The sequence below is a fragment of the Chryseobacterium camelliae genome, from assembly GCF_002770595.1.
Taxonomy (GTDB): Bacteria; Bacteroidota; Bacteroidia; order Flavobacteriales; family Weeksellaceae; genus Chryseobacterium; species Chryseobacterium camelliae.
The window spans coordinates 1,609,769-1,634,080 of sequence record NZ_CP022986.1; the positions used below are offsets into that span (position 1 = coordinate 1,609,769).

General features: G+C 35.7%; 23 protein-coding genes and 1 riboswitch. Of the genes, 1 reads left to right on the forward strand and 22 read right to left on the reverse strand.

All coding sequences use genetic code 11. From position 1 onward, the window contains the following. Window positions 1–861: 861 nt before the first annotated feature. On the forward strand, window positions 862–1,839 hold the full coding sequence (locus CGB83_RS07390; protein ID WP_100075238.1) for a DUF6602 domain-containing protein: 978 nt from the start codon (window positions 862–864) through the stop codon (window positions 1,837–1,839). Between the two features lie 815 nt (window positions 1,840–2,654). Here the strand turns inward: CGB83_RS07390 and CGB83_RS07395 are convergent. The 22 genes from CGB83_RS07395 to CGB83_RS07495 form a co-directional block, all read right to left on the reverse strand. After that, the gene (locus CGB83_RS07395) at window positions 2,655–4,232 is read right to left on the reverse strand and encodes a recombinase family protein (RefSeq protein WP_042723209.1); all 1,578 of its coding nucleotides are present in this window, start codon (window positions 4,230–4,232) and stop codon (window positions 2,655–2,657) included. A gap of 501 nt (window positions 4,233–4,733) precedes the next feature. Beyond that, the gene (locus CGB83_RS07400) at window positions 4,734–5,150 is read right to left on the reverse strand and encodes an EamA family transporter (protein ID WP_027374786.1); all 417 of its coding nucleotides are present in this window, start codon (window positions 5,148–5,150) and stop codon (window positions 4,734–4,736) included. Window positions 5,151–5,153: 3 nt separating this feature from the next. Then, complete coding sequence (locus CGB83_RS07405; protein ID WP_034722844.1) at window positions 5,154–5,726, reverse strand: phosphatase PAP2 family protein; 573 nt, start codon at window positions 5,724–5,726, stop codon at window positions 5,154–5,156. Between the two features lie 16 nt (window positions 5,727–5,742). Next, entirely contained in the window at window positions 5,743–6,441 is a 699-nt protein-coding gene (locus tag CGB83_RS07410) for a phosphatase PAP2 family protein (protein WP_042723208.1), read from the reverse strand. 3 nt (window positions 6,442–6,444) lie between these two features. Next, window positions 6,445–9,558 carry an efflux RND transporter permease subunit gene (locus CGB83_RS07415; RefSeq protein ID WP_027374784.1) on the reverse strand — a complete coding sequence of 1,038 codons (3,114 nt, stop codon included), beginning with the start codon at window positions 9,556–9,558 and terminating at the stop codon, window positions 6,445–6,447. After that, entirely contained in the window at window positions 9,555–10,475 is a 921-nt protein-coding gene (locus CGB83_RS07420; RefSeq protein WP_157761370.1) for an efflux RND transporter periplasmic adaptor subunit, read from the reverse strand. Before CGB83_RS07420 ends, CGB83_RS07415 begins: the two co-directional genes overlap by 4 nt. 7 nt (window positions 10,476–10,482) lie before the next feature. Next, complete coding sequence (locus CGB83_RS07425) at window positions 10,483–11,769, reverse strand: TolC family protein (protein ID WP_027374782.1); 1,287 nt, start codon at window positions 11,767–11,769, stop codon at window positions 10,483–10,485. 53 nt (window positions 11,770–11,822) lie between these two features. Further along, window positions 11,823–12,248 (reverse strand): PepSY-like domain-containing protein, encoded by a 426-nt coding sequence (locus tag CGB83_RS07430; RefSeq protein WP_050009682.1) that lies wholly within the window; start codon window positions 12,246–12,248, stop codon window positions 11,823–11,825. A 63-nt stretch (window positions 12,249–12,311) separates the two neighbouring features. Next, window positions 12,312–13,064, reverse strand: coding sequence for a COG4705 family protein (locus CGB83_RS07435; protein WP_042723207.1), 753 nt, complete (start codon window positions 13,062–13,064; stop codon window positions 12,312–12,314). Between the two features lie 55 nt (window positions 13,065–13,119). Further along, window positions 13,120–13,611, reverse strand: coding sequence for a sulfatase-like hydrolase/transferase (locus CGB83_RS20535; protein WP_250645029.1), 492 nt, complete (start codon window positions 13,609–13,611; stop codon window positions 13,120–13,122). Further along, window positions 13,583–14,944 (reverse strand): LTA synthase family protein, encoded by a 1,362-nt coding sequence (locus CGB83_RS20540; RefSeq protein WP_250645030.1) that lies wholly within the window; start codon window positions 14,942–14,944, stop codon window positions 13,583–13,585. Before CGB83_RS20540 ends, CGB83_RS20535 begins: the two co-directional genes overlap by 29 nt. Window positions 14,945–15,142: 198 nt before the next feature. Next, on the reverse strand, window positions 15,143–16,420 hold the full coding sequence (locus CGB83_RS07445; RefSeq protein ID WP_042723206.1) for a sensor histidine kinase: 1,278 nt from the start codon (window positions 16,418–16,420) through the stop codon (window positions 15,143–15,145). Further along, on the reverse strand, window positions 16,408–17,082 hold the full coding sequence (locus CGB83_RS07450) for a response regulator transcription factor (RefSeq protein ID WP_027374778.1): 675 nt from the start codon (window positions 17,080–17,082) through the stop codon (window positions 16,408–16,410). The genes CGB83_RS07445 and CGB83_RS07450 overlap by 13 nt, the downstream gene beginning before the upstream one ends. Window positions 17,083–17,177: 95 nt before the next feature. Next, window positions 17,178–17,528 (reverse strand): DUF190 domain-containing protein, encoded by a 351-nt coding sequence (locus CGB83_RS07455; protein WP_157761371.1) that lies wholly within the window; start codon window positions 17,526–17,528, stop codon window positions 17,178–17,180. Between the two features lie 10 nt (window positions 17,529–17,538). Next, window positions 17,539–18,843 (reverse strand): voltage-gated chloride channel family protein, encoded by a 1,305-nt coding sequence (locus CGB83_RS07460; RefSeq protein WP_027374776.1) that lies wholly within the window; start codon window positions 18,841–18,843, stop codon window positions 17,539–17,541. Between the two features lie 32 nt (window positions 18,844–18,875). Further along, a riboswitch (Fluoride riboswitch) is annotated at window positions 18,876–18,941 on the reverse strand. Window positions 18,942–18,961: 20 nt separating this feature from the next. Continuing rightward, entirely contained in the window at window positions 18,962–19,426 is a 465-nt protein-coding gene (locus tag CGB83_RS07465) for a hypothetical protein (RefSeq protein WP_100075239.1), read from the reverse strand. Window positions 19,427–19,455: 29 nt separating this feature from the next. After that, on the reverse strand, window positions 19,456–20,421 hold the full coding sequence (locus tag CGB83_RS07470; protein WP_027374774.1) for a YncE family protein: 966 nt from the start codon (window positions 20,419–20,421) through the stop codon (window positions 19,456–19,458). A gap of 61 nt (window positions 20,422–20,482) precedes the next feature. Then, window positions 20,483–21,469 carry a YeiH family protein gene (locus tag CGB83_RS07475; RefSeq protein ID WP_027374773.1) on the reverse strand — a complete coding sequence of 329 codons (987 nt, stop codon included), beginning with the start codon at window positions 21,467–21,469 and terminating at the stop codon, window positions 20,483–20,485. A gap of 75 nt (window positions 21,470–21,544) precedes the next feature. Further along, the gene (locus CGB83_RS07480; protein ID WP_042723205.1) at window positions 21,545–22,438 is read right to left on the reverse strand and encodes a LysR family transcriptional regulator; all 894 of its coding nucleotides are present in this window, start codon (window positions 22,436–22,438) and stop codon (window positions 21,545–21,547) included. Between the two features lie 8 nt (window positions 22,439–22,446). Further along, a complete protein-coding gene (locus CGB83_RS07485) occupies window positions 22,447–23,070 on the reverse strand; it encodes a class I SAM-dependent methyltransferase (RefSeq protein ID WP_027374771.1) in 624 nt (207 codons plus the stop codon). A 6-nt stretch (window positions 23,071–23,076) separates the two neighbouring features. Continuing rightward, entirely contained in the window at window positions 23,077–23,775 is a 699-nt protein-coding gene (locus CGB83_RS07490; RefSeq protein ID WP_027374770.1) for a VIT1/CCC1 transporter family protein, read from the reverse strand. 5 nt (window positions 23,776–23,780) lie between these two features. Beyond that, window positions 23,781–24,254, reverse strand: coding sequence for a DUF305 domain-containing protein (locus CGB83_RS07495; protein WP_051585158.1), 474 nt, complete (start codon window positions 24,252–24,254; stop codon window positions 23,781–23,783). Window positions 24,255–24,312: the final 58 nt, after the last annotated feature.

The window sequence follows — 24,312 nt, forward strand, 5'->3', positions numbered from 1 at the left end:
CTATCAGCAGTTTCCCGAATTCAATTATATCGGAAGAATTCTTACTGAGACCTATTATATAAAAGCCGAAGAGAAGGCCAATGAATTACGTGTTTTTAGTGCAACAGAACGCTATCAGCATTTAATAAGAAAATACCCGAATATCGTTGCGCGCGTCCCTTTAGGTATGATTTCTTCGTACCTCGGAATAACGCAGTCTACATTAAGCAGAATCCGTTCAAAAACGGTACTTTAACCTATTTAGCACATTAATTTTGTTCGCTAATTTTTTTTTTAGGACACTCTAGGAAAAGATAGGTTAGGTTAACTATCACAGGCCGATCTAGTTTGTGACTTTTGTAGTATAGCAATTATTTCTAAAAACGGAACGGATATTATTTTTTATCCTCCAAATATTTATTCTAACGAATTCACTTAAAACTATTTATCAAATTAGTAACATAAAAGTTGGACAGCTAACTTGTGAGATGCTAGAAATACGTTATACCTGTTAACTTACCCAAACCAAAATCTTAAACTAAAATTAAAGAAGATGAAAAAAAGACGTAAACGACCACCACCTAAGTTGCTCAATCCCCGTAGAGGAGAAAATTCTAAACAGTTAATGCCCCACAAATCTGTTAATCTCAACTACACCCGAACCTAATAAGCAATTTGCAAAAATTTAAAAATCTATGGATAAACAATTGAAATATGATCCACAGTTTTTGAAGATAAAACAAAATATAGAGTTGGTCCTTTGCCAACTCTATAAATTCCTTAGATACTACCATGAGTTAAAAACATGCCAAACAAGAGGTACACAAGATTTTTCAAATTCAAAAAACAAATTTTGTAATTTAGATAGCTAAACATTTAGAAATGGCACATGATAATTCTCCACTAAAAAGCCAGATTCCTAATCAAGGTTGGAAACAATTTCTTATAGCAAGGGATGAAATGCTTTCCGCATATGATAATGCAAAGGAGCATTCCAATAAACGGCAGGTAAAGACAGGTCACGGTAACGTAGCAGAATCAGCATTCCGCAAATGGCTCACCAAATTTTTACCAAAGCGGTATGGTGTTACAGCCGGTTACATCATTTCGCCTGGAGTACCAAATGCTGAAAATTTTATTCACTATGACGTAATTATATACGACCAGTTAGAATCACCAGTACTGTGGATAGAAAACAATGCCGATTCTTCTGAACTAGGACGGTTCATGGCAATTCCTGTGGAATATGTTCGTGGAGTAATTGAGGTTAAATCTGCATTCAACAAAAAGGCAGTCAAAAAAGCGGTAGAGCAATTGACAAAACTCAAACCGCTATTAGCTTATACGGAACCTGCGAACCACCCTATGAAATTATATCTTCCGCCAAACTTCTTTTTTGCGACGGTCTTTTATGAGCTTCGAAAGAAAGACGAAATGGACTTCGCTGCTCTAGATGAATTAGTTGAAGCCGCAGCAATGAGGGGATTTTATGGAGGTTATATACTCCGTGGCGAAACCATAGAAAAATATTATAGCGGCAAATTAATACTGCTTAGAGAGTCGCAAGAAAGAGTAAGAGATAATCAATCTCTTTTGTTTTATGCACACTCGAAAAGCTATAAGGTAGCAGATGGTACTTTTAGAAAAATACAGCTCGATTATGCAGAATCATACTTTTCAGAATTTGCTTTCGATATAATAGCTTTATTAAAAGGAACATATAATCCAAATGTATTGTCCAGTATGTACGGTATGGGATCAACGCAATGGGAAAATGGCAGTGCAGTAGATATAAGATATTTTAAACCCGAAGACGTTAAAAAATTTGACGAAGAAACTGCCAAGTTCTATAGAAAATAAGAATCATCTTATCTCAAAGCCAGAAAGTGAACTCGACAATTTTATTGTACTGGTCCAATAAATTTCAAATTTGGCATAGCGCTAAAATTGTATTGGAGTTGCTATATCAACTCCAATACAAAAATTAAATCATGATTTGATCGTTAAACAAATAACTCTAAAGGATTCGAACTCAAAAATATAAAAATAATATGCTGTATACCAACACTTTACAATATTTATTACAATTTATGCATTGATAAAAGTTCGAAAAATAAATCCTTTTAACATAAGGCTACAGGATTCGAACATTTTTTTATAAACCATAAATACCTGTAAGTCAAATACATAATCGTAAAATCCAGTTTAAATCCATAAGTAAAGAGTTCGAAGATAATCCTTTCAGGTTCACTTAATGACACCATTAGGACAATTTAGGCCAAATGGTGTCATTTTATTTATAAATCCTTGTTATTCAGTCTATTTATATTACTTTCCACCCTTTTACCTTATTTTTTAAAGCAAAATTTTTTTCTTAAAAAACAAATATTTTATCTTTTTTAGACGATTTTTCGATTAAAGCTCCATATCGTTGCTACGAACCTGACAGGATTCGAACCTTTTCAAAAATATTAAATAACTGAAAATCAACTATATATTAAAATAATTTTGTTTCTGTGGTACAAAAGGTTCGAAAAGTCAAGCCCACAAAGTTATCTGTACAGGATTCCGAACACTTCAAAAGTTCCACAAAAACCTGTTTTCCAGCACTTTATATAAATATAATTTAAAATATCAGCTTTACTCTGAAAAATCAAAAACTAATCAATCAATTTTTAGATATTTTTTAAGTTTTGTTCATACCCTAAAAAATATAATTCTTTAAAAAATTCAACTATTGCTTGCTCTGTCTGCTGACCGTGGATTTCTTTTATTTTCGAAGCTGAAGCAGTTAATCCAAATATAGTCTGAACACTTTCTGATAGCATTTTTTCAATATTCCCTTCTATTACTTTTACTTTATCCGGAAAAAACAACCTGATAATTCTCTGTTTGGTTATAGTATCTGAATTTTCATAAAACTCCCCTAAGTGGTTAATTATGTAATCAGTTCCCTTTTCTGTATGTTTTTCAGCCACTATTTTTAAAGCCTGCTGTCTCAATTTATCAGTATTATCTTTTAAAGATTCCTGACAACGACTTCTTATTAGTATATAATCATCATAGTCAATATTCCCATTTGAAAATAGCTTTTGTGCATTGAATCCCCTATCAATCAATTTTTCCATTTCTTTCTTTATCTCCTCTTTTTTCTGAATATAATCATGATGTTCTTCACCGTAAATTTCCTTTGAGATACTATTGGTAAGTTCTAAAAATGGTTCTACCACTCTATTATTCTTAAGGAATGAAAGAAAACTCAAATTGATAACGTCAGCTCTTACCCGGTATGAACAACGTCCCATACAATGGTAATAATAATATTTTTTAGTATGTCCCTGCGAGCCACTTCCTGTAAGCGTATTTCCACAATTAGGACATTGTAGGACACCTCTAAAAATTAAATTTTCATTGACTATCCTTTTTGAAGTTAGTTTCTTAGGATGGTTTAAATCTGCGTCTTTTATTATTCTTTGAACATGATCAAATAAAACGACAGGTATAAGACGCTCATGAGTACCCTCAACAATTCTTTCAGATTTATCTTCGAATGCCGGAATTTTTATTTTACCACAATAAATAGGATTTCTTACCAACCGATAAAAAGCACTTCTACTACAACTAAGCCCATTTGATACCGCATCCTTGTATATTTCAGTTAAACAATATTTATTTTGTCTCACTATAGCTGTAAAAGCCTCACGGATAATATATGCTTCCGGTTCGTAGAGGGCTATATATTTTTTCCCATCAGATGTGATTTTATTTCTATATCCTATAGGAGCCTTATTGATCCATCTTCCTTCCAGTCTTGCTTTTTGCATTCCCAAACGTACATTACGGCTTCTTTTATCGTTTTCTACTTCAGAAGTAGCCCAATACATTGCCAACATAATTTTACTTTCCGGGATTGAGAAGTCTATCTGCTGTTCAATTGCCTGAATTGAGACTTTCATATTCTGCAATCTTTCTAACATCTTATAAGCGTCCATAATATTGCGGCTGAATCGATCCCAATAAGTAAAGAGAATAAGTGAAGATTGGTTCTTAGTGAGCTTAAGTTCAGCGAACAACTTGTTCCACTCCGGTCGGTTAAATGTTTTTGCAGAATAGTCTTCGAAAATAGTTTTGGCAATAATGAGATTGTGATCTTTACAATAATGCACAAGTCGATCCAACTGGCTGCGTTGGGAATATCCTTTTACAGCCTGTTCATCAGTACTGACTCGTATGTACAGATAAACGGCTTGCATGGCGTAGTATTAATTAAAGTCCTTTAGTTAAAGTTCCTATATAATTTAAACGAAAAACAGAAGAATTTATTTGACTAGTTTATGTACATATTTTAACAAAAATTTTATGCTTCGGTTATATTCTGTTTTACCGGAATAGTATGACTAACGATGGAGAAAAAGACTCATATCTGACCTATACTGACAAGCTTTATTTACATAAACATTAGAATGGATGACAGGACAAAGTAACAGCTAAATGATTTGATCAACAGTTATGTTTTAAGTTATAAATACTATTAACCATGTCTAAAATTGCGATTCGCATTGGAATCAATAATGTTGACAGGTATACTCAACTGGAGGGTGCTACAAGAGGAGTTCTTCATTTCTTCCAATGTGCATAAAACACAGCTATGAAACCAAACTTTTTACCGATGATAACGGGCTAACCGCTCAAGTTCTTTTAGCACTAAATTTAATCATTAAATATTTTCATTTTATTACGTTATCAAACATTGCTCACTCCAAAATCAATAATACAGTTCCACCAATAATTAATAAAGCCCCGATTGCCGTTTTTAAGGTCAATGTTTCGCCTAGGAATAATACCGATAACACTATGGTTAGTGATACACTAAGTTTATCCACTGGTGCAACTTGCGACACTTTGCCTATTTGTAACGCTTTAAAATAGAATATCCAGGAAAGTCCTGTCGCAATACCAGATATCACGAGGAAAATCAAGTTCTGTTTTGATAATGTTGTAATTCCTCTTGTTTCGCCTCTGGCTAAAACTATTCCCCACGCAACAATTAATATAATAACAGTTCGGATAGCAGTCGCAAGGTTAGAGTTAACACCTGTAATACCGATTTTTGCAAATATTGCTGTAAGCGATGCAAACAAGGCAGAAAGCAATGCATATATCCACCACATAATTTAATTTTTTAAAAAGGTCGGTTTAAAGCTTCTATATATCCAAAAGAATAATGTTCCATTCAAGAGCCCAAGCATTATGGGCACAACAACATCTGTGGGATAATGGACTCCAAGATATATTCTGCTATAGGAAACAAAAAATGCCCACGGAAATAATATATAAGGCATCCAACTTATATTTTTATAAGTCGCTTTGCTAAGGTAAGTCGCAAGCGAAAAAACATTTAATGTGTGAGCAGATACAAAACCATATTGCCCTCCTGTATAACCATTAACGTAATGCAAAAGATTTTGCAATCCTTCTGTATGACTGGGTCTTAAGCGTTCAAATAGTGGACGAATAATAGATGCTGCCAATTGGTCGCTTAACGTAATTAATGGGAGAATAAGGAAAATAATCCACCAGCTTTGCTTTTTATATTTTAAAATCAATATAATTAAAATAGCAAGATAAAACGGAATCCAGCTCAACTTTTCGCTGGCAAACCACATTATCTGATCCATAAAATCTGTGTGATGACCGTTGATCCACAGTAATATTTGTTTATCTTTTTCTAATATCCAATCAATCATTCTCTTTATATTTTAGTTAGTCTTTATAATCAGAAACTCTTTTAGGTTTGCCCCACTTGTACCGATGTGTCCAATAGGCTATTTTAGTAGAAAGAATGCCAATACCTGCCGCAACCAATACATCACTTATGTAATGCTTGTTATTTGCCATTCTTAATGCACCAACTCCTGATGCTAAACCGTATGAAACATAGGGTACCCATTTATACCGATAACCATATTCTTCAGATAATAAAGTTGCAGCTGCAAATGCCTGGGCAGTATGACCGGAAGGAAAAGAATTGTAAGCACTTCCATCGGGTCTTAAGGTTTTTGTTGTGTTTTTCAGAAGTTCAACCGATGCAAACATAATCAGTTCGCTTTTTAGTAAAATGACCGAGCGATTAGCAATATCTGTTTTGGGTTTCATTCCGATGGCTTCAAATCCATAAGTTAGTGCTATGGGTGAAAATTGAAGGTAGTCATCCAATCTTGTTCTGAATTTTGGTATAGCTTCATTTCGTTCTTCAACAAATTCATTTTTTACAGATTCGCGACCGCTGCCATTAAATGCTATCCCTGTTAGGATAAGTCCTGATGGAATGATAAGTTGTTTAGGTTGAAAGCGAAGTGGTTTGTACGAGTAAATACTATCCATTTTCTGGGCATCTACATTTGCTGTAAATAAAATGGAGCATATCAATGTAAAACATAATCTTGACAAAATATTTTTCATAAATCAGTCTCTTTTATTTGTTCTGTATATTAATCTGATAAAACTTGGGAAAACAAAAAGCAATAAAGGGATTCCTGCCACAAAACCACCAATTACGGCGATTGCCAATGGCTGTTGCATCTGAGCTCCAAGACCAATTCCTAAAGCGAGCGGCATTAATGCCAGGATGGCACCGATAGCCGTCATTAGTTTTGGTCGGATGCGTAAAGCAATCGCATATTGAATGGACTGGTCAACACTGGCACCCGATTTTAAGTTGGCGAAAAACTGGTTTACCGTGAAAATGGCATTCTCTGCAATGATGCCTACAATCATAATAATGCCAGTATAACTTCCCACATTCAAAGGGATACCCGTAACATACAACGCCATCAGGCAGCCTGAAATTCCTAATACAGAAACCAGTAGAATCGATAATGAAATGAGCCAGTGACGGAACAAAAACAGCAATACGGCAAAGACCAATAAAGATGCTGTAATCAGGATTAACAGTAATTCTTTGAAAGAAGACTGCTGTTCTGAATAAGCTCCTCCATACTCTATGGTATATCCTTGGGGCAACGATAGTTCTTTTGCAAATGTTTGCTGTATTTCTTGAATGGTACTACCAAGATCCCTGTTGTTCAATCTTGCGGTGAGTACTACATTGGATTTCAGGTTTTCCCGGCGCAGTTCAGTTTCACCATCAATCATTCGTACTTCACAGAAAAATGATAATGGTTTAGTCGTACCATCGGGAAGAAATATCAGGTCATTTTTTATCTTTTCCAGGCTGTTGTCCTTAAAATCAGTAAACCGCATCAATATTCTCCGCATTTGTTCTCCATCCTGAATACTGCCGGACTGTACGTCACCTGCCATCGCCAGCTGAGCAGGGTTTAGCGTTGGCCCATTGGCATTAATCCCTAACGGAACCCCACCCGTATATGCCGTAAGCTGCGTTTGAAAATCGGTAAGTGATATATTAAACTGTGCCAGCTTTTCCACATTGGGAGTAAATACCATTGAGGGGCCTGCCTGTACCAGACCATTCTCTATATCTGCAATGCCATTGATATGAGTAAGGATATTTCCTGCCTGAGCGGCTAATTGTTCCAGCTTCTTCTGGTCATCACCAAAGATTTTAATTTCTACAGGGCTTGGCGTACTCATCAGGTCACCTAGTAAATCAGAAATTCTTTGCCCGAACGATACGTGCAATGAAGGTTGCGTGGCTTCGATTTTCTTTCTTAGGTCATCAATCACATCCACCGTTGTATGCTGATGATTGGGTTTTAGCTGAATAGAATAATCGCCGAAATTTTGTGGAACGGTTCTGAATGCCATTCGCATCCCTGTTCTTCGGCTGTAGGTTTCTATTTCTGGGTGATGAATAAGTAGTTGCTCTACTTCACGCAGCATACGGTCGGTTTCTTCAAGGCTGGTACCACTTGGTGAGTAATAATCCATCACAATGGTACCTTCATCCAGGTCGGGAAGAAATCCTGTTTCCAGTTTGCCTGAAACCAGCCACGCACCGCCAGCCAATACAAGCACAAAAACAATAGCATAAACGGGGCGATGAAATAAATTGGTCAGCCATTTTAATTGATGGGTATTGACACTATGCGGGTGTTGCGTTTTTGAAGAATGTTTAAACCCAATAGCCAGGTGCAATACTGGCAACACAAACCAGGTAACAAGGAAGGAGCAAACCAATACAATCTGCATTGTATCTGATAACTCTTTGAAGAAACTGCCTGCCAAACCGCTCATCATCCGGAACGGAATAAAAATAACAATGGTTGATAAGGAAGAACCCACCATCGCCGGAAACAGATCTTTGATGGCTTGTTTTACAATGCTGTAATTATCTTTCTCGGGATGTTCTTCGTGGGTGCGGTAAATCTGTTCAATGATAACAATCGCATCGTCTATAATTAGACCAATGGCAGCGGCGATTCCTCCAAGCGACATTACATTGATGGTAAGTCCCGATGAGTATAAAAACAGCAGCGATGTAGCTATCGTAACTGGGATGGTAAGCAACACCACCAAGCTTGCACGCCAGGAACGAAGGAATACAATCATTACTAAAATAGCAAGGAGTAAACCTTCGTATATCGTCTTTACCACGCTGTGTATACTATCTCCCACAAAAGCAGACTGATCGTAATAGGTTTTCAGTTCCACACCCGGAGGTAATATTTTTCTGATTTCATCCGCTTTAGCTTGCACATTTTTTGAAAAGTCCAGCAGGTTGATGCCTTGCTGTTTTACAAGGTCTATTAATACAGCATCGTTTCCATTCGCATTGACAATCACAAACTCTTGCTGTTGTTGCAATTCAATTGCAGCAATGTCTTTCAGCTTGATAATCCTGTTGCTGTCGGACCTGACGATGACGTTCTCCAACGCTTCGATATCATTGACACGTGTTTCGGTAAGGCTGAGATACAATCTTCTAAAATCAGAGAGGTTGCCGTTCGATTCTATAAAATTTGTATTGTTGAATACCGTAATTAAAGTACTGGGGGTAATACCCAAGGAAGACATTTTAACTGCATCTGGCTTTACCACATATTCTTTCACTTTGCCTCCTCTAACAATGGCGTTTGAAATACCAGGTACTTGTGAAAATAGCGGCCGTACATGCAAGTTAGCATAGTCTTTCAACGTAACCAGATCAGTACTCTTACTTTCAAGGGTATAGCCATATACAGGAAAAAGCGATTGGTTCATTGCTTCGGCAGAAATAACAACACCCGGCGGAAGCATAGCTTTGATTTCGTTGATACGGCTTTCTATCTGTGTCTTGGCGGCATAGATATCCACATCCCAGTTGAAATAAACCTCAATTACAGAACTCCCTCTGCTGGTACTGCTTTTCACAGTCGTTACTCCCTTTACCCTTTTTACCGCACTTTCTATAGGTTTGGTTACGGTTATCATCATCCTGTCAATAGGCTGCTGCCCGTTATCTACAATCAGGTTGATCTTGGGGAAGGTAACTTCCGGGAAAAGCGCTGTTTGCATCTTTGTATAAGAATAAACACCAGCAACCAACAATATCAACGCGATAAAAATGATGGGTTTTGAAAACTGGCGGAAATAGTTCTGATACTCCATATTGTTCATCGTTTTTTTATTTTGACTAAAGCCGTATCCGACAATCCGTAGTTTCCTTCGGTCAGTATCCTATCAGTTGAAGAAAAAGCAGGTGAAATAATTTCTACATTATCTTTGTTTCTCATTCCGATCATAACCGGTAATTTTATGGCTGTAGTATCGTTTGCCAGTTTCATCACCCAAAAGTGTTGCAGTAAAGCATCGCTTAAAACGGCTGTTTTTGGTAACACCTGTGCGTGCTGTCTGCTGTTGGTAGTAAGCAATACAGAAGCGACCAATCCTTCGGGCAGGAATATGTTTTTTGAGGGTTTTAGCAAGTATGCCTGTGTTTGATCAATTGCATTTAGCGTAGTAAGCGGCTTTACAATAGTGGCATTTAACTTAGAACCATCGGGTAAAACCAGCAAACAGTTCCTGTTTCTTTCTGCGGAATTATGAAACTCATAAGGCATATTGAGTTGAAAGGCAAGATCATTATTCTGTACAATTGTGCATAAAGGATTTCCTTCCATCACATATTCCCCGATTTGTTGACGGTCTATTATAGTAACCATACCTGAAGTGGGCGCTTTGATGCTTATTTTTCCAAAATTGTTTAACATATTATCACCACTCAAACCATCATTACCAATGGCAGACCTTTCTTTGGTTTCTATTTCAAAGAGTACCTGTCCTTTTTGGACAGCATCTCCATATTTGGTATACACGTGTGTAATAAATCCCGCAATAGGCGCAATAACCTGACTGCGTTTTAAGTAAACTGATGTAGCGGTGAGTTTTGTCTGTTCTTCCATCGGTCTGGTAGCTATTGTTGTATAATCTACTGTAGCAACGGGTTTTATGTCGGCTGGATTTTGCTCCGCTGTATGATGACAGGATGTAATAATTAATCCTGAGAACAATAGGATTAGAGTGGTATATTTCATTGTTTTTCTATTTATTCCAGTAGTTGTAAGCATTGATCAGTAACTGACGGTTGGTCTGCATCGTGATGAAATCTTTTTCCAAACCAATAGCGTTCTTTATCGTATTGACATAATTGATAACAGAAATTTGCCCTCTTATCAGTTCCTGTTTATAGTATCCTAACAGCTTATCATATTCTTTTACCTGGGTTTCGGTCAGCCTGATTCTTTCTTCGATAGCATTTATTTGCTGTAAGAAATTGTTTTTCCGTACCGAATTTTGATTAAGGAAATTTTCTTTATACGCTTGCGTAGTTTGAAGTAAAAAGTTTGTTCTGGTACGATTAATCGCTTTCTGCCTGCCATCAAATAAGGTCATCGTAAAGGAAACCCCTGCACTGATACCGATACGCCTGTAAATGAGCGAAGCATCTGTTGTATTAAACCCACCGTTTGCAAACAAATTCCATTGTGGTTTATATTTAAGTTCAAATATTTTTTGCTGTGCAACAAGTCTGGAGCTATCTAGATTGTATTTTTCGGTAAATGAAGATTCCGTATTATCATTGTTTAAAAACAAATCTAAAGGTGTTATTTTCTTTGATGAATTACTATCTGGTATACCTGCAAGTACATTCATATCCAATATATTCTTGCTGTAAGATGCCTGCATTGTTTGCTGCGCAATAAGTTGAGTTTGAAGTTCTATATCGAGCAATGACAGGTCTGAAAGCTTGATTACGCTACTGTTTACCAACTTCGTTGTGAGCTCTTTCTGATCTTTTAGAATGTTGATGTATTTCGTTAAGAAATCAATCTGGTGCATATCCTGCAGACAAAGGATGTACTGGTCGGTAATTATTTTTTCCAATTCAAAATTGGTCAGGCGTATATTATTTTGGTTTATTTTTATGCCAATACCGGCTTCATCTGCAATAGCAGAAAACCTGGACTTCATAAATAATGGTTGGTTTACTTGTACCAATCCTTGGTATAAGCCTCCATTCGTAAGCCCTGCATCCTGACCATAATAGCTATCAGCATTTCCCGGGCTTAACTGAAGCGAAGTTTTACCATTATTATTGGCTACAACCGGTGCCATAAGATAATTGGCTACGATACCTACCTGTGGTTTGGTATACACGGACTTTAGCCTTTCTAATTCGAGACGTGCAGCTTCTGATTGAAACTGGTTGTCCTTTATTAGCGGGCTATTGCTTTTCGCAGTTTGTATATAGTAATCAAGGGTTTGCTGAGCATAACTCATTGCAGGAAATAGGAATGCTATACCTAACAGAAATCTAAGAACAATCATTATCAGGATACATTTTTATTCAAGTTTAAAAGATTTGAAAAAAGCAGTTCTGGCTACTGAGCAACCTTTATAAAGTGGCCTTTAGAATCGAAAATCAGGTCTTTTTTGCCTACCTCGGCTTCATAGGTAAGATTACCTTTAGCATCAGTAATTTTTGCGGACTCCGCTATTTTCTTACTGGGATAGTTTTGATGGATATACGCTCTGGCTTTTTCAGGAAGCATATTAACGGGAATAGCCTTTTCAGTTTCCAAAATATTGCCTGAAGGGTTGATGAGAACAGAATAGTCTTTATGGTCTTGTATAAAGCCTGCTTCAAAATTGTCTTTTTCCTTTTCCCACCTAATGGTTTTGATAGTTGGAAACTCTTTTTGCAATGCCGATTTTACAACGGCAGGAACTTCCTTTTCTGAAACTTTTTGCGCATAAGTAAAGCTTATGCTTGCAGTAGCTGCCAATAGAAATGCTAACTTTTTCATTGTACTATTTTTTAAAATTTTATAGTACAAAGCTCATAAGTGATTTAGCAATATTTCTGAATTTTAGACGGTAGAAGATTTTTTTCTGAAAGAATTCAGATGAGAAAATATTACCATCATCGATAATAAAATCAGAGACACGATAGAAGCATTTGCTGTTCCGAGATTTAATCCTCCATTTGAAAGGGGTTTGGTAAGAAAATCTCCAAAAGTGGCTCCGAAGGGACGGGTAAAAATGAAGGCGATCCAAAACAATAATACGTGATTGAGCCTTGTAAAATAATGCAGCAGGACAACTACTATAATAATGCAGCCTGTAATCAATGCTCCATTTAAATAACTCAACCCGAGATTATCACTTAAAAAATCTCCGAAAGCAGTTCCTAAACTGTTAGAAAACAATATTGCAATCCAGTATAAAACTTCTTTTCTTTTTTGGAAAATTGGATACACCTCAAGATTATGATACGATTTGTACCAAATAAAGAGCGTGAGAAAAAGAAAAGTTATAAGCATTACGCTTCCTAAAAAATATCCTGCGCCCAAGGTTCGGTCAGTAAAATCAGAAATTTCTGTACCCAATGTGGTTGTGGCAATGATGACCATCCAAAATACAACCGGAATATACTTTTTTAAGGTTAGCTGTATCGACAATATAATGGTGAAAAATATAGCAGTAATTAGCATGCCGGTTCCGTATCCTAATTGCAAAGTCATAGATATAAAATCACCCAAAGTTTCTCCCAAAGTGGTAGCGACAATTTTCATCAGCCAGAAAAGAACCGTTACAGACGCAACTTTATTTAAAGTTTTCATTTTTCCTGTAAAGCTCGCACAGGATTTAGCAGATTTTCTGAATTTTTAGAAGAATTTATTTTTGAATTTCTTTCATTTTCCCTTCTTTAAACCTTTCGCTTGCAGTTTGATAGTAGGAAATGGTTTCATTAGTAAGTTCACTATTTTTAAATTGATCCTCTCTCATCTCCCCGGATTTTTGATCAAAGTTATATTGAACTGTTTTTTTACGGTCGTTAATTTGGGTAAAAATATCTCCTTTTAGCAAACCAAGTGTACGATAATTACCTATGAAAGCACGTTCTTCCCCAATCTTCGTTTGGTTAATATCTTTACCATATAAAGCAGTATTGTAATCCCACCCTAAATAACCGAATAGTGTTGGCATTAAATCAATTTGAGACATCAATCTATCAATTTTCTCAGGCTTTTGATTTAAATTATAAATAATTGCAGGTATGTGATGCTTGTTTATGTTGATTTCCCATTTTCCTGCGCTACTGGCACAATGGTCCGCTACTATGACAAAAACTGTATTTTTAAACCAAGCTTTTGTTTTTGCAAGCAATAAATTTTCCTAAAGCATAATCAGTGTATTTAACGGCAGCGTCACGCTCTCCCTGAGGAAGATTTATTTTTCCATTTGGAAAAGTATAGGGCTTATGATTAGATGTTGTCATCACAAATTGAAAGAAAGGTTTTTTTTCTTCAAAGTTGATATCTGCATATTTTATGGACTGTTTGTAAAGATCTTCATCACAAACGCCCCAAGCATTTTCAAAACTTACTTCACTGTCTGGAATACGGTACCGTTTGGTAGCTATATCTTCTGAAAGTGTGTTGCCACGATCCCTGTCAACAATATCAAAACCCTGACCCCCGAAAAAATTGTTCATATTGTCGAAATAACCATCACCACCATAAATGAAATATGGATGATAATTTTTGTTTCTTACAATTGTGGCCACAGAAAAAAGATGTTGATTATCGGGACGCCTTACAATACTGTTTCCAGGAGTGGGCGGAATGGATAAGGTGAGTGCTTCCATTCCCCTCACAGTACGTGTACCAGTCGCAAACAAATTGGTAAAAAATATGCTTTCTGCGGATAGTGCATCATAGTTTGGCGTAAGATTTTGGGTATTACCGAATGATTTTAAAAATTCAGCACTAAAACTCTCAATGGTTAATAAAATAATATTAGGCCTAATAAGTGTTTCGCCTTCGGTTTCTCGTAAAATTTCTGTGTTGCTTTTTGACAAATAGTGCTGGTTGTTTTGCAAAAGTTTTTTTCTTAGAACCAGATAGGCTTGCCTTTGATTTATTGTTGGATAAAAAGTTCCATAATCAAGCTCATTCGATCTGAATGCAGCAAAAAATGAAAACACCCCATTTTTACCTAATTCATTTACCGTAAGATTATTTCCGTTATCAGCCCAATTATTTTTTAAAAAGAAGCCAAGGCTAAAGGTTAATATTAATAGGCTTACACTCATTATCAATCTTTTTAGAAATGGCATTTTATTCGTAAAACTATAAAGGAAAAATTTTTTTTCTTGAAATAAATAGAAACTTAGAACAATCAGAATTAATAATATCCCTATAATCAGCGGAAGTGGATAGGATTGATTGATATTAGTAATAACTTCATAAGTGTATATAAGATAGTCGACAGCAATGAAATTGAATCTTACCCCAAATTCATCCCAAAATGGGATTTCTGCCATCAAACTGAAATACATCAATAACAAAACAATAAAGCAATAACAATAGGTGAATGTTTTATCCAGCAAACTACCAATCCATTTTTTGGGAAGAGCAAGAAGAAAAATGTTATATGTTGTTATGAAAAACAGACCCGTTGTGATATCGAATGAAAATCCTAAAAAAAGTATTTTCATAATATTGGCAACAGTAAAATCAATATTGTGTACCGAATATAAAAGCAACCCTACTCTTAAAAGCAGCGATAAGGTAATGTATAGCGTGAACAGGGAAAAGAGTATAGAAAACCGGCTTTTGAATATTTTTAACAAATACATACTTTTTCATTTTATGCGAACAAAGTATATATATGATTTTGTAGATTTTCTGAATTTTTAGAAAAGCACTGTAAAACAATGCAGATTATTTTTAAACTCGTATTTGATATCCCATTTGTATTGTTCCACAATCTCCTTCACGATAGCCAAACCTAAGCCTGAACTTCGTGTATCGGTGGTTGCCTTGCCAAATCTTTTAAAAAGAATAGCATTGTCAAGTTCTTTATAAATTCCTGTGTTGATTATACTGAATTTGGCATCTTCAATTAGAATGGTAATATTTCCATTTTCTAAATTATGCCGTATAGCATTTAGTATAAGGTTATTTATTAATATCTCTGTTAAAACCCTGTTGGCGTTAATTTCAATGATAGCATTTTCTTCGATTTCTATCCGTAAATTTTTATTTTCTGCCTGTTCCTCAAAATAGCCAATAACATCATTGACCAATTCGTTTACCGTAAATGTTGAAACCTCTGCATATTGCCTGTTTTCAATTTTGGTGAGGAGCAATAGGTTTTTATTGATACGGGATAGACGCAGCGAGGCTTCGTACAAAGACTGCAAAACAACGGATTGTTGCTGGGTAAGTGAAGTATCCTGTAAAAGTAAATCGAGTTTGGATTGAAAAATTGCCAAAGGAGTCTGCAACTCGTGTGAAGCATTTTGGGTAAAGGATTTCTGGGAGTTATATGATTTTACATTAGAAACAATCATTTTTTCAATTCCTGTGTTCAGTTGGTCAAATTCTTTTGTTCCGGTTTTATTGAATGATGGAAGCGATTGTTGTTCAATATTAAATTTATCAATCAGTTGTAATGTTTCGTAAAATGGTTTCCACAAACGGTTTGCAATAAAACGGGTTATGAAAAATATAACCAGCAGCATTCCTCCGAGAATGACCAGATAGACATAAATAATGGCTTTAATCAAATCTTCGGATTCTACCAGGTTGAGCTGAATTTTTAATACATAAGGCTTTCCTTCAATCTTCACATCCGAATATAGTACCCGATAAGGTTCCCATTCCGGTACTACTTCATCGAATATAGTTTCCTGAATAATCTTATTTTTGCGGTTTCCAGAAATGGTATCCGGTATAATTCTTACATCCCTGTTGAAGCGGTTCCATATATGAATATCAGAAGAACGAATCGTTTTAAGATGGTCAATTTCAAATTCTTTTTTTCGCAGGTATATCGCTTCATCCACGTCGTCCGTATATAGCTTTTCCATTACAAGATAGAAAAAAGGAGCACTCAACAACAGAACGAATGTTGCCAAAAAAGTATAATAGAGTAATGTTTTGTTTAGTAAGCCATTCACACGTCCCATTTGTAGCCCATTTTATAAACTGTTTTGATATAATCATCGCAACCAGCATCTGCCAGCTTCTTTTTCAAGTTTTTTACGTGTGCATACACAAAATCTACATTATCCAACATATCTGCCATATCTCCTGATAGATGCTCTGCTAAAGCTACTTTAGATACAATACGATTTTTGTTGCCAATTAAAAAAATAAGCAAATCATATTCTTTTTTTGTAAGTGTAATCACTTGATTGTTTACACGTACTTCTTTCGCAAGCAAATCAATTGAAAGTTCATTGATTTCTAAATGATTGGTACTGGAAAACTGTCTTCTTCGTATTACCGAATATATTCTGGCACTCAGTTCTGAAAGATGAAAAGGTTTTGGGAGGTAATCATCCGCACCTAATTTGAGCCCTATAATTTTATCATCTACAGCATCCCTTGCCGAAATAATAATGACACCATCCTGTTTACTTTCTTTTTTTAACGCTTCCAGAATTTCCAGACCTTCGCCATCAGGAAGATTCAAATCTAACAAAATGCAATCATATTCGTAAACGCCTGTTTTTTCAATAGCTTCATCAAAAGTAGAAGCAAATTCACAATTATATTGTTCCTGTTTTAAGTAAGTGGCAATACTTTCAGCCAATAACTTTTCATCTTCTATAATTAATATTTTCATCTGTTCATTCTATTAATTTTAACGATTTAATAAACAAAGTAAGCGATGGATTTTGAAGTATTTCTGAATGGATAAATAGCTTTTCAAAATGAGATTTATGCTAATTCAATAATCATGTCATTCAGTAATATCAAAGATACTTTCTGTAATTCTTCTTTATTCTCGTTCAAAAAAGCCTTTATCTTACTGGATTCATCTACTAACTCTAAACAAACAGGATTTTCAGATGACGGAATTTCAGAAATATTGTATTGGATAGAACCGTTATTTAAATATCCGCTTTTAGCAGTAAAAATATTGGCTTGATGGATAGCGTTTTGTTTCGCCTTTTTCAAAAGATATTCTCCAAGATTATTATTCCAAAGTTTCCTCCAAAAGTTCTGCCCAACTACTGATTGTCCGTATCTAAAGTATATTTTTGCAATGGCTAAATTTTCTGCGTTCATAATTTTAAAATTATAGTTCATTTAGTCTTTTTCCGGTGTAGTTTCCAAACCTGTTGTGTTTAGGCTCACCGATCATCTGTCTGCCATAAATACTGCTATGACCTGAGAATAAATAAGCAACAACGCACGCAATGGCTACATAAACCCCACAATCACTCCCGAAAAGTTCAATTGCCATAATACTACAAGCCAGAGGTGTATTGGTAGCGCCTGCAAAAACTGCTACAAAGCCCATTCCTGCCAAAAGCCCTGTTGGTAAAGGAATAAAATAGCCCAGCGAATTTCCCAATGCAGCTCCGATAAAAAATAAAGGTGTCACCTCACCACCTTTAAATCCTGCGGCTAATGTAACAATGGTAAAAATCATTTTTAATGCAAAATCGTAGGCTGGTAATTGCTGTTCAAAAGACGAAACAATGGTAGGAATTCCTAAACCGATATATTTTGTCGTTCCTAAAGCCCAAACTGCGGTTGCAACTAAAATACCTCCAACCAAAGGACGTAAAGGTGGGTAAGAAATTTTTGCTTTGAAAATTTTACCCACACGATGAATGGTTTTGCTGAAAATTGCAGCACATAGCCCGAAAGCTATTCCGGCAAGAATGGCGTATAAACCATTTAAAAATGAAAAATCAGGAATGGTCGGAATATGATAATGGGTATGTCCGGTTTTCCAAAGTTTGGTGACTAAGTCTGCGATGATTGCCGATGCAAATGCCGGAAAAATCGAATCATATTTTAGTCTGCCAATCAGAAAAACTTCCAGACCGAAAATGGCTCCGGCTAGCGGCGTTCCGAATACAGAACCAAAACCGGCAGCAATGGCGGCAATAATTAAAACTTTTCTTTCATTTAGATTGAGTTTTAGTGGCTTGGTAAATTGGTCGGCAATAGAACCTGCCATTTGTATCGCTGTTCCTTCTCTTCCCGCAGAACCTCCAAAGAGGTGGGTAGCCAAAGTTCCGAGATAAACAAAAGGCGCCATCCGAAAAGGAATGATTTCTTTAGGGTCGTGAATAGTATCAATCAGCAGATTATTTCCTGCTTCAACTTCTTTACCAAATTGATGGTAAATATATCCGATTACGAACCCTGCAACCGGAAGTAAGGCAATCAACCAAAGGTGATTTTCCCTGAAATCTGTAACCCAGCCTAATGTTTTTAAAAATAATGCGGACGCAGTTCCGATACAAGCACCTATTACAAGGCTAATGAATAACCATTTGATGATATAGGGAAGTGATGGATAAGCTCTAAAAAAAGCTTTTGTTCTGATAAAGGATTTTTGCCCTTTCGATTTTTGATGATAATGCATAATATATCCTGACTAAATGATTGAACATTCAATTTTAATCAGGCGCCATCAGCTTTTTAGGGCGGTTGGGTAAGGGAGACACCATTCCCTTTTTTTGAATAATCAAAGGTAATAAAAATCAATGACCTACGACATAATCTTTAAGAATTTTTGCTATTCCAAGCTCACAATTGATGCTGTTTTTTTCACTCATTGCTGGGAATGGAACACTTTTAATAAATAAATCTTCTGGTAAATTTGCTCTTTCTACCGCCATTAAAACAAAGTTTTCAATATCCTTCATTATAATGATAATACATTTGGGACGGTATATTCTTAATCTTTTCGAAAGCGAGTCAACACTTTCAGAACGTTGTTTTTGTCTGATTTTTTTATCCTTTCGGTCAATTACTTCAGTCACCAAATATTCAATTTTGCATTTCATTTCCTTAAAAAATGCTAAAAAATCAATATCGGTTTCAAAGTTTCCAAATTGCATTTCAAAGGCAGACTTTACACTCCTATACAAAGGTGTATTACATTTGTAAAAAGATTTTGTATCAGAAGCTTTTGCTTCTGTGATCAGTAAGATTTCTGTTGGCATTTCAAAAAGTAATATTTATTATCACCTGATCATTTCATTGACTGAACGATTTTATAGTTAGCCATGCTGACTTTATCCACACTTAAATCGTTGTTCAAAACATAAAGGAACTTTCCGTATTTCGAAAAAACGATGGCTTGTCTTGGTTCTTTAAAACCTTTGATGGTTTGGATATTCTTATTGGTTTTAACGTCAACTACTGAAATAGTATTATCAATTTTGTTACCGCTTAACACAAATTTTCCATCTGGAGACAAACTTGCTCCGTAATTATCTTTCCCAACAGGAATGCGATAAGCAATCTTTTTACTGGCGATGTCTACTATAAGCAGTTCATTTGTTCCGCTGTTCGCTGCATATAAGGTTTTACCGTCCTTACTAATCGAGATGGCCCGGATTTTATTGAAACCCTCCACTTCTCCTTCTATTTTTAGCGTTTTAACATCAACAACGGTGATATGGTCGTTTCCAAAATTGGTCACATAGAGCTTTGTATTATCAGGATTAAATTTCACCCCTTGCCTGGGCTGATGAAAGCCAGTAATGATATTCTTGACCTCAGATGTTTCTGGATTGACCAAGGTTACCGTATTAGTCGCTTCATTGTTGATAAACAGCTGTTTCCCATCTTTTGAGATAGCAGTCCCAAATGCACCATAGCCAACCGGGTATTTTTTAATCAGCTGATAATTGTCAGAATTATAAACCATCAGATATCCAAGACTACTATCGGTAATGTAAATTAGCTTTCCATCCGGAGAGAAAAGGATATTTCTGGGGTTGACAAAACCTTTGATTGTAGTTTTTAACTCGGCTTTGGATAGGTCATAAATTTTAATTTCTGTAGAATCACTGTAAGAAGCCGCCGCTATTTTTTCATCAGGGCTAACTGCAAGTGAATTATTTTTAATATCCCCATCGAATGGAACTTGTGCGAACGCTTTTATTGTAAAGCTTAAAAGTATCAGTGAAATTTTAAATGGTAGTGATTTCATATTATTTCTTGTTTAGTGAAGTATGATATTAATTTGTTCAAATACATTAAGCAATAGATTCTTAACTGGCAAAAGAAGTTACCGCCCATAATGCAGCAGCAGAAATGATGCCCCAAAGTACAACGCCCTGAATCAAAGGTCTAAAACCAACGCTCATCAGTAATTTTCTATTCAGACCGCAGCCAATTAAAAATAAAGTTAAGGTTAGCCCTGCTTTGGCAATACCGGTAAGGTAATGACTGAAATTCTGAACAAAAGGAATATAGGTATTGACAATCATAGCCAAAACAAATAAGCCTATAAAGTAGGGGATTTTCACTTTACTGCCTTTGTTTTTGAAAAGGAATGTAGATAGAAATGCTATAGGAATAATCCATAAAGCACGCGCCAACTTAACAGTAGTTGCTACTTCCAAAGCCTGAGTTCCGTATTTGCTTGCTGCTCCCACTACTGAACTGGTGTCGTGAATGGCAATGGCACTCCATAAACCAAACTGGGTCTGAGACAAATTCAGGGCGTGACCAATTATTGGGAAAATGAATAAAGCAATTGAATTAAGAATGAAAACCGTACCTAATGCCACTGATATTTGTTTTTCCTCAGCTTTAATGACAGGAGAAACAGCAGCAATAGCACTTCCTCCGCAAATAGCGGTTCCTGCAGAGATCAGATAGGAACTCTTTTTGTCAATTTTGAGGAATTTTCCCATCAAATATCCTATAACCAAGGTTCCAATAATAGAAACTATAGTGAAAAGGATTCCTTCTTTACCAGCCTTCATTGCACTGGTCACGTTCATTCCAAATCCTAAACCAACCACTGAAACCTGTAGTAGAATGTGCGTCGCCTTATGATTGAGATGAAGGTAAGGATGGCCAATGAACTGTGCGATGACAAGCCCCATCAACAATGCAATAGGCGGAGATATTAAAGGAGATAGGCAGAATACGACTGCTAACAAAAAAATAACTTCACGAGTTGTAATACTTCGATCTAGAAGACTTTTGAATCGATTAAGCTTATTGGGCTTTTGAGTGTCTTGTTCCATAATGACTTTATATTTTAATGATACAAATGTCATCATTTGGAAAGTCTGGCAGAAATTGCTATTCGTTATCTGTCATTACCTAAAGTTATAACTTATCGCAAATCTCATAAACAAATCAGAAAGATTTTCGCTGTCACCCTGATTTTGAATAAAGTTAAATTCTCGTTCTATACTTAGTCCTTTTACTTCTACAACAGTACATTCATTGTTTTTTAGTTCTTTGAAAATGGAATATATGGAAAGAAAAGCCAAGGCTTCTGAATTGAGCAGGTACATTTTGATGCTTTCCGAACTGTCCAACTGCATTTCTAAATTGAGATTACTTATTTTTATACCAGACTGTTTGAGAGCGTGTGCAATGACTTCAAGTGTCCCAGAACCCGGTTCACGTAAAAGAAAACTATACTTTATTAGATCTTCTACTTTTACAGATGATTTTTTTGAGATCGAATGTCCATTTTTTGCAACCAATACGAGTTCATCCTTTATAAAGGCGGAGTATTTGAATAAGGTGCTTCTCGATTTTCCTTCTATAATTCCTAAATCAATATTTTTATTCTGCAAAGCAATCTCTATTTGCTCTGTGTTTCCTGTAACCAACTGAACTTTTACCTTGTCGAACTTACGGTGAAATGCTGCCAATATAGGAGGCAGCAGGTATTGTGCTGCGGTAGTACTTGCGCCAATTCGCAGCGTTCCTGATTTGTTTTGAGTAAAAGCATTGAGATCAAATTCCATATTCTGATAGATTGAAAACAACTGTTCCGAATACTGTAATAAAGTTTCGCCTGCGGGTGTAAGTTTAATTTTTGTTCCGTTCCGGTCAAACAGTTTTACCTTGAAATAATTTTCAATCTCCTTAATGTGCTTGGTAACTGCAGGCTGTGTGATATACAGTTCTTCCGAAGCTTTGGTAAAGTTGAGCCTTTTGGCAACGGTAAAAAATACTTTCAATCTGAAATCAAACATCTGCTATTTTATTTTCTTTGAAATGTACAAAATAAAAAATTCTGAATTGTATTAAAAGGTGTAGAATGGTCGAGATATTTGAAACTCTTTAGCTCAAAAGATCTCTCAAAAACTTTTTTCAGTGATTCCTCGGTAAATTGTTTGGTATCGAGACCACTGCATTTGGTTGGACCATTATCGGAGAATGTTCCCATAATCAAAAATCCATCTTGAGTGATAGTCCTTTCAGCAATTGAAACATATTTTTTGACATTTTCTTCAGCCGTTAAAAAATGAAAAGCCGCTCTGTCATGCCACAGGTCATATTTTTGTCTTGGTATAAATTCAGTAATATCAGTTGCAATCCAATTTACCAGCTTACTTTTTTCTCCCAATCTGTTTTGGTTTTTTTGAAGTGCAGTTTCAGAAATATCTAGGACAGAAATATTCGTATAGCCCATCTCCAGAAGAACATCTACCAAATGGCTTTCTCCACCACCAATATCGATGATATGTGCTGAAAGAGGTAAGTTTAATTCCTTTATCAACTCAATGGAAGCTTTCGGATATTCTTGATACCAGCTTACTTCATTCTCGTTTTTGCTTTGGTAAATGGTATTCCAGTGTTGTGTTGAAGTTTTATCTGTATTCATTCTTATTTAAATATTTTTTATCCCAAATAAATGTCCGACTAAAGCTGTTGCAGCCATTGCTATTGTTCCCCAAAAGCACATTCTGAGAACCGCAACTATGATTTTTGAACCTCCTGTTTTTGCAGTAACTGCACCCAGCAACATCAAAAACACGATAGACAAAGTATATTGATAATAAACCATTGTTTTTAATGGAGCAAATATAGAAACTATAAAAGGCAAAATCCCCCCCGCTGTAAAAGACGCAAAGGATGCTAAAGCTGCCTGTAAGGGTTTTGCCTGTGTAATTTCGTTAATGCCCAGTTCATCTTTGGCGTGGGCCTCCAATGCATTGTGATTGGTCAATTCTTTTGCTACCTGCAAAGCTGTTTGCATACTTACGCCTCTACTTTCATATATTTTTGCTAGTTCTGCTAATTCCATTTCGGGCATTTCTTTTAACTCTTTCTCTTCTCTCAACAAGTCGGCCTTTTCGGTGTCTGCCTGCGAACTGACAGAAACATATTCTCCTGCGGCCATAGACATTGCCCCGGAAACCAAGCCCGCCAATGCGGCAAGAATAATCGTATTTCTTTCTGAACTGGCTGCTGCAACACCAATAGCAATACTTGTTACAGATAAGATGCCGTCATTTGCTCCAAGAACTGAAGCTCGTAGCCAACCTACACGATTGGTATAATGTTTTTCTAAGAAATTTGTATGCATTAGTATTACTGTAGTTCTTTAATTTTTTCCTTCATTTTTTTTATCTCTTCTTCTTGAGATTTTATGATATTTTCTGATAATATCTTCACTTCTGGATCTTTGATCTCAGCATGTTTGCTTGTCATAATAGCAGAAGAATGATGTGGAATCATTGCTTTCATATATTGAATATCGCTGACGAAAGTTTGATTTCGCAGAAAAATAAATGCAACGATAAATACAGTAATTCCACTACCAATGATAATGGAATTAAGTTTTTTATTATGATACATATTGCCCATCATCAATATCATTAACACGGCCATCGGAGACACCATTAGCAATGTCATGTACGTTCGGGTTAAACTTATATAAACATGAGCAATTTCGTCAACATTTAAAAACATGACGAGATACATGATGATAAATGAAATTATCAGTGTAAAAAAAAGCTTTCTATAAACAGTATTATCTTGTTTTTTGTGATTCATATTTTCCATTTTATTCTATTTTAAAGTTGTAATTGATTAAATGGAACAGCTAATTGTTATATTTTCA

Excerpts from the sequence above, each read along its gene's own strand:
- CGB83_RS07390 (WP_100075238.1), top strand. The coding sequence starts at position 862 with ATGGCACATGATAATTCTCCACTAAAAAGCCAGATTCCTAATCAAGGT.
- CGB83_RS07395 (WP_042723209.1), bottom strand. The coding sequence starts at position 4,232 with ATGCAAGCCGTTTATCTGTACATACGAGTCAGTACTGATGAACAGGCT.
- CGB83_RS07400 (WP_027374786.1), bottom strand. The coding sequence starts at position 5,150 with ATGTGGTGGATATATGCATTGCTTTCTGCCTTGTTTGCATCGCTTACA.
- CGB83_RS07405 (WP_034722844.1), bottom strand. The coding sequence starts at position 5,726 with ATGATTGATTGGATATTAGAAAAAGATAAACAAATATTACTGTGGATC.
- CGB83_RS07410 (WP_042723208.1), bottom strand. The coding sequence starts at position 6,441 with ATGAAAAATATTTTGTCAAGATTATGTTTTACATTGATATGCTCCATT.
- CGB83_RS07415 (WP_027374784.1), bottom strand. The coding sequence starts at position 9,558 with ATGAACAATATGGAGTATCAGAACTATTTCCGCCAGTTTTCAAAACCC.
- CGB83_RS07420 (WP_157761370.1), bottom strand. The coding sequence starts at position 10,475 with ATGAAATATACCACTCTAATCCTATTGTTCTCAGGATTAATTATTACA.
- CGB83_RS07425 (WP_027374782.1), bottom strand. The coding sequence starts at position 11,769 with ATGATTGTTCTTAGATTTCTGTTAGGTATAGCATTCCTATTTCCTGCA.
- CGB83_RS07430 (WP_050009682.1), bottom strand. The coding sequence starts at position 12,248 with ATGAAAAAGTTAGCATTTCTATTGGCAGCTACTGCAAGCATAAGCTTT.
- CGB83_RS07435 (WP_042723207.1), bottom strand. The coding sequence starts at position 13,064 with ATGAAAACTTTAAATAAAGTTGCGTCTGTAACGGTTCTTTTCTGGCTG.
- CGB83_RS20540 (WP_250645030.1), bottom strand. The coding sequence starts at position 14,944 with ATGAAAATACTTTTTTTAGGATTTTCATTCGATATCACAACGGGTCTG.
- CGB83_RS07445 (WP_042723206.1), bottom strand. The coding sequence starts at position 16,420 with ATGGGACGTGTGAATGGCTTACTAAACAAAACATTACTCTATTATACT.
- CGB83_RS07450 (WP_027374778.1), bottom strand. The coding sequence starts at position 17,082 with ATGAAAATATTAATTATAGAAGATGAAAAGTTATTGGCTGAAAGTATT.
- CGB83_RS07455 (WP_157761371.1), bottom strand. The coding sequence starts at position 17,528 with ATGAACGCAGAAAATTTAGCCATTGCAAAAATATACTTTAGATACGGA.
- CGB83_RS07460 (WP_027374776.1), bottom strand. The coding sequence starts at position 18,843 with ATGCATTATCATCAAAAATCGAAAGGGCAAAAATCCTTTATCAGAACA.
- CGB83_RS07465 (WP_100075239.1), bottom strand. The coding sequence starts at position 19,426 with ATGCCAACAGAAATCTTACTGATCACAGAAGCAAAAGCTTCTGATACA.
- CGB83_RS07470 (WP_027374774.1), bottom strand. The coding sequence starts at position 20,421 with ATGAAATCACTACCATTTAAAATTTCACTGATACTTTTAAGCTTTACA.
- CGB83_RS07475 (WP_027374773.1), bottom strand. The coding sequence starts at position 21,469 with ATGGAACAAGACACTCAAAAGCCCAATAAGCTTAATCGATTCAAAAGT.
- CGB83_RS07480 (WP_042723205.1), bottom strand. The coding sequence starts at position 22,438 with ATGTTTGATTTCAGATTGAAAGTATTTTTTACCGTTGCCAAAAGGCTC.
- CGB83_RS07485 (WP_027374771.1), bottom strand. The coding sequence starts at position 23,070 with ATGAATACAGATAAAACTTCAACACAACACTGGAATACCATTTACCAA.
- CGB83_RS07490 (WP_027374770.1), bottom strand. The coding sequence starts at position 23,775 with ATGCATACAAATTTCTTAGAAAAACATTATACCAATCGTGTAGGTTGG.
- CGB83_RS07495 (WP_051585158.1), bottom strand. The coding sequence starts at position 24,254 with ATGGAAAATATGAATCACAAAAAACAAGATAATACTGTTTATAGAAAG.